This window comes from Yersinia aldovae 670-83, assembly GCF_000834395.1.
GTDB lineage: Bacteria > Pseudomonadota > Gammaproteobacteria > Enterobacterales > Enterobacteriaceae > Yersinia > Yersinia aldovae.
In genome coordinates this window covers 4,228,899-4,243,599 of record NZ_CP009781.1, presented here as the reverse complement: position 1 = coordinate 4,243,599, position 14,701 = coordinate 4,228,899, and the positions used below count along the sequence as shown (strand labels likewise).

Genomic DNA, 14,701 nt, shown 5'->3' with positions numbered 1-14,701 from the left:
CTCCATAAATTAATATTTTTTGGCAGCTGATTTGATTATTCAGTCAGAATATACCACTCAAACTGCCACCTACATGATCAAGTTAAGACCCTAATAACAAAATCTGCAAATCAGACCAGTGTGACCAGAAATGAATTAAATAACAGCCTGACGTGGGGTGAAAATGTGATTAACACCATGTAACTTAAGTTTCTCCAGTAAATCATACCCCCCATTTGGTTCCCTATGTGCAAACTCCCGCTCGCTAGTAAATACAGGGCTTGCCCAATATAAATTAACCGGATCACCCTGTTGCGGAGGCAATATAAGATGCTCTGCATCAGCATATAATATAGTCGATAAGATATAGCCCTCATAGCCTTGGGGAGCAACCTCTGACGCTAAAGTGTGGCCTTCACCCAACCAGGTAATTTTGCTCCAGGGAACATGCGCAAAGCCCGCCAGTGCGCTGGCCATATGTATCGCATTGTCTTCATTAACGTATTGACTATCGATGGCTATTGCCATCTCCATGCGCCGATATTGAGTTGCATCGTCATTAAATAATATTTCAACCCAAGGCTGTGGGCGAATACTAACCCCTAATGTCAGGAAATAATATATCCCATCTTTTTCATGCTGGGAGATAGCCATAGGGGGCCACTTCCCCTGATCAATAGCAAAATACTTCAATGAGGGGCCAAAGTGCTGCTCATAATATTGAATATATTCGAGCTGTAGTGCAGGCCACGGATTTCCCATCTCTTGTTGCCAGATGCGCCAGAATTGCCTCGTTTGCTGTGCAAGCGCATATTGTTTGTTGGTTGAGGCCGACCCTAGTGGTAATGTTAGCGGATTATCTTTAATACAACTGGCAGAATAGTAAACTGAATGATCAATATATAAACTCCAACCGGGAATGATTGCCAGCAATTGCTCCTGATACCATAACGCGGCCCCATCATCACTTTCTGTCCAGATGATAGAAATAAGTTGCGGATCAAGTTCGGCCTCACCGGTAACATTTCGGCAAAACTCTGCCACCAATCGAGGTGCTAATCCTCGTTCTATTTCTGTATTATCCGCTGATTGTGGTGCTGCGACCAAATTTCGTACCCAACAAGCTCGGACAGGAAAACGTTCTTCAAATGCTTCCTGTGGATAGATATAGAAATACACAACACGCTGATCTTGTTGTACGACGGCTACCAATGTTTGGTTTTCGTTACTGACTTCGGCCAGTACTTCAGATTCTCTCATATCACCTCAACTGCTTCGGCAAAGGGTTTCAGGCGGAATGCGTTTATTGCCTGTCGCATAAATAGACTTATTAATTGAAACTTGTTATCTCATGCGAACAGTGTAAAACGTCTTATCCCTTTAAATCATCAGCAAAAGTCTCAAAAATTCGCTCAATAAATTTTAGCTCAGATATTGTGTATTTATATAGCTAATTCAATATGTTCCTACCGTATTAGAGACTAATCTTAGGATGTAGCCTAAATATTTTCCCCGAATCGTGGGTAGTCCACCATAGACTTTCACGTTAAAATGAAGATATTACTCTACGCAATATTGAAGGTTACATGGCATATATACCGAAGAATTACTCTCGATTGGAAAGCGGTTATCGGGAGAAGGCACTGAAGATCTTTCCGTGGGTGTGTGGTAAATGTTCGCGGGAGTTTGTTTATTCAAATCTACGTGAACTGACAGTTCACCATATTGACCACGATCACAGCAATAATCCTGAAGATGGCAGCAATTGGGAGATGTTATGTCTCTTTTGTCATGATCATGAACACTCCAAATATACTGAAGCAGATCTCTATGGTTCAACGGTGATCGCCGGTGATGACGCGCAGGATGACCAAGGGGTTGCTACCCACAATCCATTCGCTAATTTGAAGTCTTTAATGAAAAAATAAATGACGCTGGCCGTGCCTTTGAATCACGGCCTTCAATAATCATTTGTTTTATATTTAGCCATATAAAATTAAATACCTTATTAATCAGTCACATTATTAGATTTTACTCTATATCCCCTCGCCTTATGACCAAAATGCTTAGTGATGTATCTGAAAGATTTGCTAAGAATGATTGCAGATTTAATAATGTGATACTGTTCACAAAGCAAACGATTTCTCAGGAAACCCCTCGCTCCCTCATGTTTACTTCATGGCAGGAAAAATATTTACCTTTCTTATAAAGACGATTGCGGGTGCAAAACCCAAATACATGGTTAGCACCATAATCAGGAAGCCAAACCTATGAAGCCATTCAATGATGAAAAAACACAAACTTTTCTGGCCCAATTGCAGCATATTGTTGGAGCGCGCTACCTACTGAGCGGTGATCGCCAAACCGAGCGTTATCGTACCGGTTTTCGGTCCGGTTCAGGTGCTGCACTCGCCGTAGTATTTCCTTCAACGTTATTGCAACAATGGCAGATATTACAAGCGTGTGTGGCTGCGGATACCATTGTTATTATGCAAGCGGCGAATACCGGGCTAACGGAAGGTTCTACACCTAGCGGAAATGATTACGACCGACCCATTGTGATATTGAATACATTACGCCTCAATCAAATCCAATTGCTCAACGATGGTAAGCAAGTCATAGGTTTTCCTGGTAGCACACTGAATCAACTGGAAAAACGATTAAAACCTTATGATCGTGAACCTCACTCCGTCATTGGTTCTTCCTGCATTGGTGCATCTGTCGTTGGGGGAATATGTAATAACTCAGGGGGGTCACTGGTACAGCGCGGCCCGGCTTACACCGAAATGGCGCTGTACGCACAAATAGATGAACAAGGTGAGTTGCAACTCATCAATCATTTAGGCATTAGCTTAGGCATTACGCCAGAAGAGATCCTGGTGCGATTAGAACAGGGAAAATATCATGCCAGTGATATTGAGCATGACTCACAGCAAGCCTCAGACCATGAATATGCTACTCGGGTGAGGGATATTGATGCCCCAACACCATCGCGTTTTAACGCCGATCCACGGCGTTTATTCGAAGCATCGGGCTGTGCCGGGAAATTAGCTGTTTTCGCTGTACGGCTGGATACTTTCCCCAGAGAGAAGCGACAGCAAGTATTTTATATCGGGACGAATCAAACTCAGGTTTTAACTGAATTACGCCGTACTATTTTACGTGACTTCAAGCATTTGCCGGTCGCTGGCGAATATATGCATCGTGATATTTTTGATATTGCAGAAGTGTACGGTAAAGATACGTTTATTATGATCAATAGTATGGGTACCAATAACATACCTCGCTTCTTCACTTTAAAAGGTAAAATTGATGCCCGTCTCAGTAAAGTTCCTTTTCTGGTCGACAATCTGACAGACAGAGTAATGCAAGGCTTTAGTCAGATTCTCCCCAACCATTTACCAAAGCGTCTTAAGACTTATCGTAATAAATATGAACATCATCTGATGCTAAAAATGTCCGGAGAGGGTATCGCGGAAGCACAGCAATTTTTGCGCGATTTTTTTGCGACCGCAGAAGGTAATTTTATTACCTGCACCACAGATGAAGGCAAAAAAGCTTTCTTACATCGTTTTGCCGCCGCAGGTGCAGCGGTGCGCTATCACGCAGTACATGCAGATAAAGTAGAAGACATTCTGGCACTGGATATTGCGCTACGACGTAATGAGGAGGATTGGTTCGAGACACTGCCTACAGAAATTGATAATTGCCTGGTGGCAAAACTCTATTATGGTCATTTTCTGTGTCACGTTTTTCATCAAGATTATATTGTTAAAAAAGGCGTCGATACTCACGCATTAAAACAAAAAATGTTAGCGCTGTTGAATGATAAAGGGGCGGAATACCCAGCAGAGCACAATGTAGGTCATCTCTATCTGGCAAAACCTGCGCTAAAAATGTTTTATCAACAGATAGATCCAACTAATAGTTTTAATCCGGGCATTGGTCAAACCTCAAAACTCAAACGCTGGCAGTACAAAGAGTGATAAAACCATAAGGACTAAATAGGATTAGGTATTATCTGAATTCTGCTCTGTAACCACCAAATTTGTGTCAGACAAACTATAGTCATATTACGTAGGTTGATTTCAATACTGAGTCTGGGAGAACAATATGAGGATTATACTGTGGATTATTGCCATAATTTTTATTGTTGGCTTACTGACAATAACCGGTGTGTTTAAATTAATTTTTTAGTACTTATCAAAGAGAGATAAGCTGTCACCTACAACCTGCGGAATTTGCAATTTCAAGCACAAATTCCGCAAGTTAATAGCTATATATCCTCTTATTCTGATACTTGAGCTAAACGCCCCTGAGCATCTTTCTGCTGGCGATAACTTTTAGCAGCCCCTGGAATAGGGGCGGCTTTGCCTGTTTCCATCCAACTACGCAGGCGATTAGCATCGGCAAAATGGGTATACTTACCAAAAGCATCCAACACCACTAAGGCAACGGGGCGATTACCAATGACCGTTCGCATCGCCAAGCAGTGACCAGCCTGATTGGTAAAGCCGGTTTTGGTGAGTTGAATGTTCCATTTATCGTTGTAAACCAAATGGTTAGTATTGCGGAATGGCAATGTATAATTCGGTTCACGGAAGGTCGCCATTTTCTCAGTGGTCGTACTCAGCTGACCAATCAGTGGGTATCGTTTGCTCGCCATCAGCATTTTAGTTAAGTCTCGTGCTGTCGAAACATTATTAATCGACAGGCCAGTTGGCTCGACATAACGTGTGTGGGTCATGCCAAGTGACTTAGCTTTAGCATTCATCGCTTTTATAAATGCGTTATAGCCCCCCGGATAGTGATGTGCCAGGCTGGCCGCAGCACGGTTTTCAGACGACATCAACGCCAATAACAGCATATCTTTACGGCTGATTTCACTGTTCACCCTAACCCGTGAAAATACACCTTTTAATTCTTTAGTTTGATGAATATCTACTGAAATAACCTCATCAAGCGGTAATTTGGCATCCAGAACAACCATCGCCGTCATCAGTTTGGTTATCGAGGCAATCGGCACCACTTCATCAATATTATTGGCATAAATGACTTTATTAGTTTGTAAATCAACCACCATCGCACTGCCGGATGCCAGCTCCAAAGGCGCTTTCCCTTTGGCAACTGCCGTTCCTCCACTGGCAGTTGCTAAAGGAACAACACTGATACCGGTGGATAAAAGCAAAAAACTCAATAGTGCAAAACGGATTTTTACATGCATGTTAGTCAGCTTAAATAGGTTATCGGGAGTGATTATGATTGGTTCGGCGCATTATAAATTACAGCAATATTCTGCGCACCACACATTCTTAAAATCATTGTTACAAAGATTAAAGCTGATCCTATTCCGCTCAATGGTAAACACTGCCGTCTATTTTGAAAGATAGTGTTCGTTGATAAAATAGTCAAAATATAGAATGTATAAATCTAAACCTACTCTCAATGAGGTTAAAAAAGATACCTGACCGATTAGAAATTGCCCTATAATTAATGACATAAATTCTCAAATAAAAACCAGCCTAGGAGGTAAATATGGGAACAACAATTTTTGGTATTCTCTTTGGTGTGTTTCTTATTGCCGCAGGTCTGGCTGACATTCATGATGAAAACTTGGCATCACTGACATTTTGGGTCGATGCATTACTGATTTTAGTCGGCGCAGTATTCCTGCTTGGTATTGCCAAATTTATTGGCCGCAAAAGAAAATAACCACAGGTTATTAAAATAGTCGCTGGTGGTTACCATAAAAGGTACAGAACGCACCTTTTTACGACCAGCTAAGCGATTTGTGTTAAATCTAGCGGCTAAATTATGTCAAATCTGTCATTACTCACGGGCTATCTCAAAGTAAATAGTCAAGCCGGTGACATCAATTAAAGGTGGTTGATATGGCGGTTGGGTCAATTGACATCCATTTTAACTAGCCATCACCTTGTACGTCTCTGGATGTCATCAGATTGCTAACCTGTGCTTGTATAACAACCTCACCTAACGAGTCAATCTATTTAAAATGCCAGCACACTATAAACATAGTACTTAAATCAGACCCAAAAGATAACCATCATCACTTTAAGATATACTTAGAGTCTGAAATTTATTATGAATATAAATGATCTATTATTTCTAAGCATAAAACACCGTCAGTTATTAGTTATTAGTTATTAGTTATTAGTTATTAGTTATTAGTTATTAGTTATTAGTTATTAGTTATTAGTTATTAGTTATTAGTTATTAGTTATTAGTTATTAGTTATTAGTTATTAGTTATTAGTTATTCTAATATTTAACTTCAGTTTTATACTTAATGACTACGTATATAGATATGAATTATACTATTTAGCAGGCGATCCTGAACTTATTTTCCTCTGGAAATCCTCAGGATGTAATCAGTTTTTTATGAAAAATTATCGGTATAATATCACTACAATGAGAAGGAACTTATTGATGAAAACATTAATCAACACATCAGTATTATCTATACTTTATATCATAGGCATGGGAACCCTATCTGCTCAAGAAGTTACGTTATGGCGCGAGCCAGCCCCTATTGTAAAAGAGGGGAAATATTACAGCCTGATTGTTGATCGCGGTGAACTACAAAAGGCCGCCAAAGATAGCAACAATGAATATCTCTTTGCCGAAAAGGGAAATGCTATCAAGCCATTAGTGTTAATCGGCACCCCCATTGAAGTTTCAGAATTTCTGATTAAAAACCAAACCCGTGGTATTGAAAATCATATTAAAGAATTACCGGATATTTATATGGGCATTACCGATTATGTGCCACGACAGCGATTTACTGGCTTATTTCCACTACATGATTTATTGAGTAAATCGGTTGAACAAATATCAATATTTCTACCTGGTTCGGTGGTAACTGATGCCGCAGGTATCCCTGTAGACATAAAAGAAATGTATGACGTTATTAAAAAGCTAAAACATCAGGAAAAGGTAGATGGTAAGCTACTTTACGTGAAATTCAGTTATCTCCCGGAAGAAGGAATGAAAAAAGTGGGTAGAAAAACAGTCAGCTTTGGTAAAATCCTTAAACAGATGCGGGATAAAAAATAATAAACCCACAGCAGAAATATGCCGTTGCCAATACCTGTAACTGACCCCCAGGCAACGGTATTTGAACATTTTTTAATATGTCTAAACCTGAATACACGTAATCGCTAGCGCAATATCTTTTGAGGTTTTTAATGCGCGGATTTCACTGAATAAGTCAGTAGCTTCAGCATATTCTTTACGTAAATACCCCAACCACTGTTTAATACGAGCAACATGGTACAAGCCGGTGTCACCCTGCTTCTCCAACTGCACATATTTTTGCAACAGCTTGACCACTTCGGGCCAAGCCATACGCGGTTCGTTATATTTAACTACCCGGCTCAGATTGGGCACATTCAACGCGCCACGGCCAAGCATCACGGCATTACAGCCTGTCACGCTCATGCACTCTTGTGCGCTCCGGTAATCCCAGATTTCACCGTTAGCGATTACCGGTATTGTCAGACGCTGACGAATCTCACTGATCGCCTGCCAGTTAATCCGCTCGGCTTGATAACCATCTTCCTTGGTGCGGCCATGAACCGCCAGTTCCGTCGCACCCGCTTGTTGTACTGCGTCAGCAATCTCAAACTGACGATCGCCAGAATCCCAACCTAAACGAATTTTCACCGTGACTGGTAGATGAGCCGGAACAGCTTCACGCATGGCTTTGGCCCCCTGATAAATCAGCTCCGGATCTTTCAGTAATGTGGCCCCACCACCACTGCCATTAACCAGTTTTGAGGGGCAGCCGCAGTTTAAATCCACACCGTAAGAACCCAACTCAACCGCACGAGCCGCATTTTCCGCCAGCCACTCAGGGTACTGGCCTAATAACTGAATACGTACTAATGTGCCAGATTGGGTACGGCTTTGATTGTGTAATTCAGGGCAGAGGCGGTAGAAGGATTTAGCCGGCAGGAGTTGATCGACCACCCGTAGAAACTCGGTGATACAAAGGTCGTAATCATTCACTTCACTGAGTAGTTCGCGCACCAGTGAGTCTAATACACCTTCCATCGGTGCCAATATTACCCGCATACTCATTACCCAGGCCCCCTTATCCACACCATGTTACGCTCCCTAATTGCGCACAGTACAACCGCAAAAAAGACCGGTAATGATACGGGTGAATCTGGCGCTAAGACAAGGAATACCCGGCGGTAACGTGGATTTAGATGAAAAAAAACCGCCTCCGGAGAAGCGGTCTATTGGGCGAATACTTTTTACAGCTTATTCGCCGGGTTTACGGCTACGACCACGGGCAGAAGGTGCTGCCGGGCGGCGTTGACCATCAGCCTGGCTACGCGGGCGACTGGTGCGGCTATCACCACGGCCTGCTGCTGCGCCTGCGCTACTTTGTGGGCGGCCTGCACCGTTACCACGGCCCATTCCAGGGCGTTGTGCACCACGCCCCTGACGGCCATTTTGAATCGGATCAGCTTTAATGCTTGGGTCCGGCTCGTAACCATCCAGTGCGATACGTGGAATTTCACGCTTCAGTAAACGTTCAATATCACGTAGCAATTTATGTTCATCAACGCAAACCAGTGAAATCGCCTCACCGGTACGTTCCGCACGGCCCGTACGGCCAATACGGTGAACATAGTCTTCCGGTACGTTCGGCAACTCATAGTTAACCACATGGGGTAACTGGTCGATATCCAGGCCACGAGCTGCAATATCAGTCGCCACCAGCACACGAATTTTGCCGTCTTTGAAATCTGCCAATGCGCGCGTACGCGCGCCCTGACTCTTGTTGCCGTGAATAGCGGCGGCAGTAATACCGTCTTTATTCAATTGTTCAGCTAAATGGTTAGCGCCATGTTTGGTACGGTTAAATACCAACACCTGCTGCCAGTTACCTTCACCAATCATCTGAGACAGCAATTCACGTTTGCGATTTTTATCAACAAAATGAACGCTTTGTGTAATTTGCTCTGACGCAGTATTACGGCGCGCCACTTCGACCGACGCTGGGTTGTGCAGCAGTTTGCTGGCCAGCCCTTTAATCTCATCAGAGAAGGTGGCAGAGAACAGCAGATTCTGGCGCTTGGCGGGCAGTTTTGCCAGCACACGACGGATATCGTGGATAAAGCCCATATCCAACATACGGTCAGCTTCATCCAATACCAGAATTTCTATCTTGGATAAATCAACCGCGTTCTGATGTTCCAGATCCAGTAAACGGCCTGGGGTCGCAACTAAAATATCAACGCCACCGCGCAATTTCATCATCTGTGGGTTAATACTAACGCCACCAAATACCACCAGAGAACGCAATTTCAGGTATTTGCTGTAACTTTGTACGTTTTCGTCAATCTGCGCAGCCAGCTCGCGGGTTGGCGTTAAAATCAACGCACGTACCGGGCGACGGCCTTTGATTGGCTGTTGATCCTGGCTCAGCAGTTGCAACAGCGGCAAGGTGAAACCAGCGGTTTTACCAGTACCGGTTTGTGCACTGGCCATTAAATCACGGCCTTCCAGAACTACAGGGATTGCCTGACGTTGAATTGGCGTCGGCACAAGGTAACCCTGCTCTTCAACAGCACGCAGGATGTCGGCGTTTAGGCCGAGAGAATCAAATGACATATTACGAGAAGCTCCAGATCTTCCCAATCCCGGCGATATCGTCAGGTGCAGTTTCAAGGGAAGATTATCAGACGAGGCATGAATTGAGGCATTACCACGAGGATTGGCACAAACTGCAGTGCACCATTGTGGCTATTGTAGCAGATATTTAGCAGGAAATGGGATATTTACTCAATTCTTGAGATTTTTATTAGCGCAAACATCAACGAAATTGATTTATGACATCACATTAATGCCATCCACATCATAAAAGTCAGTCTCTGATGCCCCATTTCTTTACATATCAGTCAGTGACGCCTAAAGTTAATCATATGATTGATTTATTATACGGCTGTATATCACGATTCGCATAAATAACATCCAGTTATCGTGTAGGAAGACTATGCCCCACTCCACACCTCACTCTGCACTCGCGTTAATACCGGTCACTCCACGCGGGGAACAAGCGCGTCAACAATTGATTCAGGCCGCTACCGAATTGTTCGGTGAACTGGGTTTGAAAGGGGCCACTACGCGAGACATAGCTCAACGCGCGGGCCAGAATATCGCCGCTATCACCTACTATTTTAATTCCAAAGAAGGTCTGTATCTGGCGGTGGCACAACAAATTGCCGACTTTATCCAGAACGCCTTCTCGCCACTGGTACAAGAAATTGATCAGTTTTTGCAGCAACCGGCGGCAGAACAAGCAGCCGAGCAACAATTGCATTATATACGGCGCGGATTACTGCAATTCAGCCATCTAATGACGCAGCCAGAAACGTTGAACATCAGCAAAATCATGGCGCGTGAGCAGCTGTCCCCCAGTGAGGCTTATCCACTTATCCACACACAAGCTATCGCGCCACTACACCAGAAAATGAACCATCTGCTGGCAGCATTCATTGGCGCTGATGCCAGTGCGACCAAAACTATTCTTCATACACATGCGTTAATAGGTGAAGTTCTGGCGTTTCGTCTGGCGCGTGAAACTATCCGCCGACAGGCTGGTTGGCAGGATATTGGTGAAGCGGAGAGTGAGCTGATTAATCAGGTATTGGTAGAACATATTGACCTGCTTCTTTATGGGCTGCGGGCCAAATCAGCACGGTGAATGGGTTAAGTTTGTTGTTATAAAAATTTAGGGAACATTATGAATCGCAAGAAGATTATAGTGGCCGTGGTTATTGTCGCTCTGTTAGCAGCGATAGGTTATGGATGGAGTTATTATCGTCAGCAACATGACGCGTCCCTGACGTTATACGGTAATGTCGATATTCGCACGGTGAATTTGGGTTTTCGTGTCGGTGGCCGGCTGGCATCACTAAATGTCGATGAAGGGGATAAAGTCCAACCAGGTCAATTACTTGGCAAGTTAGATGACGGCCCTTATCTTAATGCGTTTAAACAGGCGCAGGCCAATGTGCAAAACGCTCAGGCCCAGTTAGCGCTATTGAAAGCAGGCTATCGCGACGAAGAAATTGCTCAGGTGAGATCTGAGGTTTCTCAACGGGAAGCCGCGTTCAGTTATGCCGACAGTTTCCTAAAGCGCCAACAAGGGTTATGGGCCAGCAAAGCCACCTCAGCAAACGAGCTGGAGAATGCCCGCACCGCACGTAATCAGGCACAAGCTAATCTGCAAGCCTCAAAAGATAAGCTGGCACAATATTTAAGCGGTAACCGCCCGCAAGAAATTGCGCAAGCTGAGGCAAATTTGGCACAAAGCGAAGCGGAACTGGCACAAGCGCAATTAAACCTGCACGACACCACGCTGCTTTCGCCCTCCGCCGGTACCGTCCTAACCCGTGCGGTGGAACCGGGTACGATTTTATCAGCCAGCAATACGGTATTTACCTTGTCGCTGACCCATCCGGTCTGGGTTCGAGCTTATGTCAGTGAACCTCACTTGAGCCTGGCGATTCCCGGTACGCAAGTTGAAGTATTTACCGATGGCCGCCCAGATAAGCCTTATCACGGTAAGGTCGGTTTTGTTTCGCCCACCGCTGAATTTACCCCGAAAACCGTAGAAACGCCGGATTTACGCACCGATCTGGTGTATCGCTTGCGTATCATCATCACCGATGCGGATGAGTCATTACGGCAAGGTATGCCAGTTACCGTCCGTTTTGTGCAACCCTAAGGCGGCAAGGCTATGAATGGCATCCAGCACCTAATTACGCTGGAGGAAGTGGCGAAATGCTTCCCCAGTCTGGAACACCCCGCCGTTGCCAGCCTGACCACTGAAATACGCAGTGGCGCAGTGACCGGTTTAGTCGGGCCGGATGGCGCGGGTAAAACCACACTATTGCGTATGTTGGCAGGCTTGCTAAAACCCAGTCAGGGCAAGATAACCGTCGTCGGTCTGGACCCGTTGGAAAATGATCGCCAGTTGCACGCTATCCTCGGCTATATGCCACAAAAATTCGGTTTATATGAAGATCTGACGGTGATGGAAAACCTAACGTTATATGCCGATCTGCGCGGTGTTCTCGGGGAACAGCGGCGTGAAACATTTGAGCGCCTGCTGACATTCACCGATTTAACCCGCTTTACTGAGCGATTGGCAGGGAAACTGTCTGGCGGAATGAAGCAGAAACTGGGGTTGGCTTGTACTTTGGTCGGTCAGCCCAAAGTCTTGTTACTTGATGAGCCAGGTGTTGGCGTCGACCCTATCTCGCGCCGCGAACTGTGGCTCATGGTACATGAGCTGGCAAGTGACGGTATGCTCATTCTGTGGAGCACCTCTTATCTGGATGAAGCCGAGCAATGCCGCGAGGTTTTGCTGCTCAATGAAGGCAAGTTGTTGTATAGCGGCGCACCTCAAAACCTAACGCAGCGCATGAGTGGGCGCACTATTCTACTCGCCTCTCAATCGGGAACCAACCGCAAACTGTTGCAACAAGCCCTGACATTACCACAGGTGAGTGACGGGGTAATTCAAGGGAAATATGTGCGGTTGATCCTCAAGCCAGACGTGGATCATAGCCAGGTATTATCTCTGTTAAATCAACCTAATGCCGAGATCATGGAGGCAGAACCGCGCTTTGAGGATGCTTTTATCGATCTGTTAGGTGGCGGCCCGTCCAGTGAATCTGCACTGGCGAAGATTATGCCCAAAGTGGCAGGTAGCCATGATGAAACCGTGATTGAAGCGCAGGAATTAACCAAAAAATTTGGTGATTTTGCCGCCACTGATCATGTGAACTTTGCGGTTAAACGCGGCGAGATATTTGGTTTGCTTGGGCCAAACGGGGCGGGTAAATCCACCACCTTTAAAATGATGTGCGGCCTGCTGGTTCCCTCCGATGGAAAAGCATTGGTGTTGGGAATGGATCTGAAAACCAGCTCAGGTAAAGCGCGGCAACATCTGGGCTATATGGCGCAAAAGTTCTCGCTGTACGGCAACCTGACCGTTGAACAAAACCTGAAGTTCTTCTCCGGTGTTTATGGCCTGCAAGGAAAAGTTCAGCGCGACAAAATGGCGGATATGATCTCAGCGTTTAATTTCACCCCCATTTTGAAGCAAACGCCAGACTCATTACCTCTGGGTTTTAAACAGCGGTTAGCCTTAGCCTGCGCACTGATGCATGAACCGGACATCTTATTTCTCGATGAACCCACCTCGGGCGTGGACCCCCTAACCCGCCGTGAATTCTGGTTGCATATCAACGGCATGGTGGATAAAGGCGTGACTGTGATGGTGACGACACATTTTATGGATGAGGCTGAATACTGTGACCGTATCGGGCTGGTTTATCGGGGGAAAATCATCGCAGCGGGCACACCGGATGAGCTAAAACAGCAGGTTGCCAGTGATAAAAACCTCAACCCGTCGATGGAAGAGGCATTTATCGAGCTGGTTCTACACTATGACCAGCAAAACGATAAGGAGTAATACCCATGACCGAGCCGCATCTGTTGTCAGTAAATAAAGCGCCGGTAAATGAGGACGATACTTATCAGGACACCGGATTCTCCTGGCGTCGTCTGCGGGCATTATGCCGCAAAGAGACGCGCCAAATTCTGCGTGACCCTAGCAGCGGGTTGATTGCGTTCGTCATTCCACTGCTGCTGCTGTTTATCTTTGGTTATGGCATTAATCTGGATTCCAGCAAACTGCATGTGGGCATTTTGCTGGAGCAGCAGAGCAAACCGGCGCAAGAGCTGGCAAATGCCTTTGCCAGTTCGCCCTATATCTCGCCGCTGATTAGCGATAACCGCACCGCACTGATTCAAGCGATGCAAGCCGGTAAGATTCGGGGATTAATTGTTATTCCTAATGATTTTGCCGAGCAATTGGCACGGCCAGAGAGTAAAGCGCCAATTCAGGTGATTACCGATGGCAGCGAGCCGAACACGGCTAATTTTGTGCAAGGTTATGCACAAGGCGTCTGGCAGATTTGGCAACAGCAGCAGGCGCAAAATTTGGGGCAGAAAAATGATCCGCTGATTGAGGTGCAAGTACGCTATTGGTTTAACCCCGCCGCCATCAGCCGCCACTTTATTATCCCCGGCGCGATTACCATTATCATGACAGTCATCGGGGCTATCCTGACCTCACTGGTGATCGCCCGCGAATGGGAGCGCGGCACAATGGAAGCGCTGTTATCCACACAAGTTACCCGCAGTGAATTGCTGCTATCAAAACTCATCCCCTATTACGTCCTCGGTATGGTAGCCATGACGTTGTGTATGGCGGTGTCAGTGTTTATCCTCCGCGTCCCCTTCCGCGGCTCGTTGTGGATATTATTTGTCATGACCAGCTTGTTCTTAGCCAGCACGTTGGGTATGGGATTACTGATTTCAACTATCACCCGCAACCAGTTTAACGCCGCTATGGTGGCGCTGAACGCCGCATTTCTACCCGCAGTCATGCTGTCAGGCTTTATTTTTGAGATTGACAGTATGCCCGCGGTTGTCCGTGCTGTGACCTATATCATCCCGGCACGCTACTTTGTCAGCAGCCTGCAAACCCTATTCTTGGCGGGGAATATCGGTACAGTTTTGGTGATTAACCTGTTGTTCCTGATAGCATCAGCCGTTGTATTTATTGGCCTGACGGTATGGAAGACTCGTCGCCGGCTAGATTAAAGGAAGAG

General features: G+C 45.5%; 13 protein-coding genes. 9 read left to right on the top strand and 4 right to left on the bottom strand.

The genetic code is table 11. From position 1 onward, the window contains the following. Positions 1-135 precede the first annotated feature (135 nt). Positions 136-1,239, bottom strand: coding sequence for a suppressor of fused domain protein (locus AT01_RS19095; protein ID WP_042548262.1), 1,104 nt, complete (start codon positions 1,237-1,239; stop codon positions 136-138). A 326-nt stretch (positions 1,240-1,565) separates the two neighbouring features. Here AT01_RS19095 and yajD point away from each other — a divergent pair, with 326 nt between their 5' ends. The 3 genes from yajD (at position 1,566) to AT01_RS22670 (ending at position 4,176) form a co-directional block, all read left to right on the top strand. Next, a complete protein-coding gene (yajD, locus tag AT01_RS19090) occupies positions 1,566-1,907 on the top strand; it encodes an HNH nuclease YajD (protein ID WP_042548261.1) in 342 nt (113 codons plus the stop codon). 342 nt (positions 1,908-2,249) lie between these two features. Continuing rightward, complete coding sequence (gene dld / locus AT01_RS19085) at positions 2,250-3,965, top strand: D-lactate dehydrogenase (RefSeq protein ID WP_042548260.1); 1,716 nt, start codon at positions 2,250-2,252, stop codon at positions 3,963-3,965. 127 nt (positions 3,966-4,092) lie between these two features. Further along, the gene (locus AT01_RS22670; protein WP_086016797.1) at positions 4,093-4,176 is read left to right on the top strand and encodes a small membrane protein YohP; all 84 of its coding nucleotides are present in this window, start codon (positions 4,093-4,095) and stop codon (positions 4,174-4,176) included. A 91-nt stretch (positions 4,177-4,267) separates the two neighbouring features. On the opposite strand, the gene pbpG is transcribed toward AT01_RS22670, so the two are convergent. After that, positions 4,268-5,203 (bottom strand): D-alanyl-D-alanine endopeptidase, encoded by a 936-nt coding sequence (gene pbpG, locus AT01_RS19080; protein WP_042548259.1) that lies wholly within the window; start codon positions 5,201-5,203, stop codon positions 4,268-4,270. A gap of 311 nt (positions 5,204-5,514) precedes the next feature. Here pbpG and AT01_RS22080 point away from each other — a divergent pair, with 311 nt between their 5' ends. Together AT01_RS22080 and AT01_RS19070 are read left to right on the top strand one after the other, a co-directional pair. Continuing rightward, entirely contained in the window at positions 5,515-5,691 is a 177-nt protein-coding gene (locus tag AT01_RS22080) for a hypothetical protein (RefSeq protein WP_004699499.1), read from the top strand. 734 nt (positions 5,692-6,425) lie between these two features. Further along, entirely contained in the window at positions 6,426-7,052 is a 627-nt protein-coding gene (locus AT01_RS19070; RefSeq protein ID WP_042548258.1) for a hypothetical protein, read from the top strand. Between the two features lie 81 nt (positions 7,053-7,133). Here AT01_RS19070 and dusC read toward each other — a convergent pair whose 3' ends face one another. Beyond that, on the bottom strand, positions 7,134-8,072 hold the full coding sequence (gene dusC, locus AT01_RS19065) for a tRNA dihydrouridine(16) synthase DusC (protein WP_042548723.1): 939 nt from the start codon (positions 8,070-8,072) through the stop codon (positions 7,134-7,136). A gap of 192 nt (positions 8,073-8,264) precedes the next feature. Further along, complete coding sequence (gene rhlE / locus AT01_RS19060) at positions 8,265-9,623, bottom strand: ATP-dependent RNA helicase RhlE (protein WP_004704068.1); 1,359 nt, start codon at positions 9,621-9,623, stop codon at positions 8,265-8,267. 382 nt (positions 9,624-10,005) lie between these two features. Between rhlE and cecR the strand changes: the two genes are divergently transcribed. From cecR to AT01_RS19040, 4 genes are read left to right on the top strand one after another with little or no spacing between them, the layout of a single operon-like run. Further along, positions 10,006-10,716, top strand: coding sequence for a transcriptional regulator CecR (cecR, locus tag AT01_RS19055; protein ID WP_004704069.1), 711 nt, complete (start codon positions 10,006-10,008; stop codon positions 10,714-10,716). A gap of 39 nt (positions 10,717-10,755) precedes the next feature. Continuing rightward, positions 10,756-11,742 carry a secretion protein HlyD gene (gene hlyD / locus AT01_RS19050; RefSeq protein WP_042548257.1) on the top strand — a complete coding sequence of 329 codons (987 nt, stop codon included), beginning with the start codon at positions 10,756-10,758 and terminating at the stop codon, positions 11,740-11,742. Positions 11,743-11,754: 12 nt separating this feature from the next. Next, positions 11,755-13,497: an ATP-binding cassette domain-containing protein gene (locus tag AT01_RS19045; protein ID WP_042548256.1), complete on the top strand. Its 1,743-nt coding sequence runs from the start codon at positions 11,755-11,757 to the stop codon at positions 13,495-13,497. Between the two features lie 5 nt (positions 13,498-13,502). Continuing rightward, on the top strand, positions 13,503-14,693 hold the full coding sequence (locus AT01_RS19040) for an ABC transporter permease (protein ID WP_042548255.1): 1,191 nt from the start codon (positions 13,503-13,505) through the stop codon (positions 14,691-14,693). The last annotated feature ends 8 nt before the right edge of the window (positions 14,694-14,701 follow it).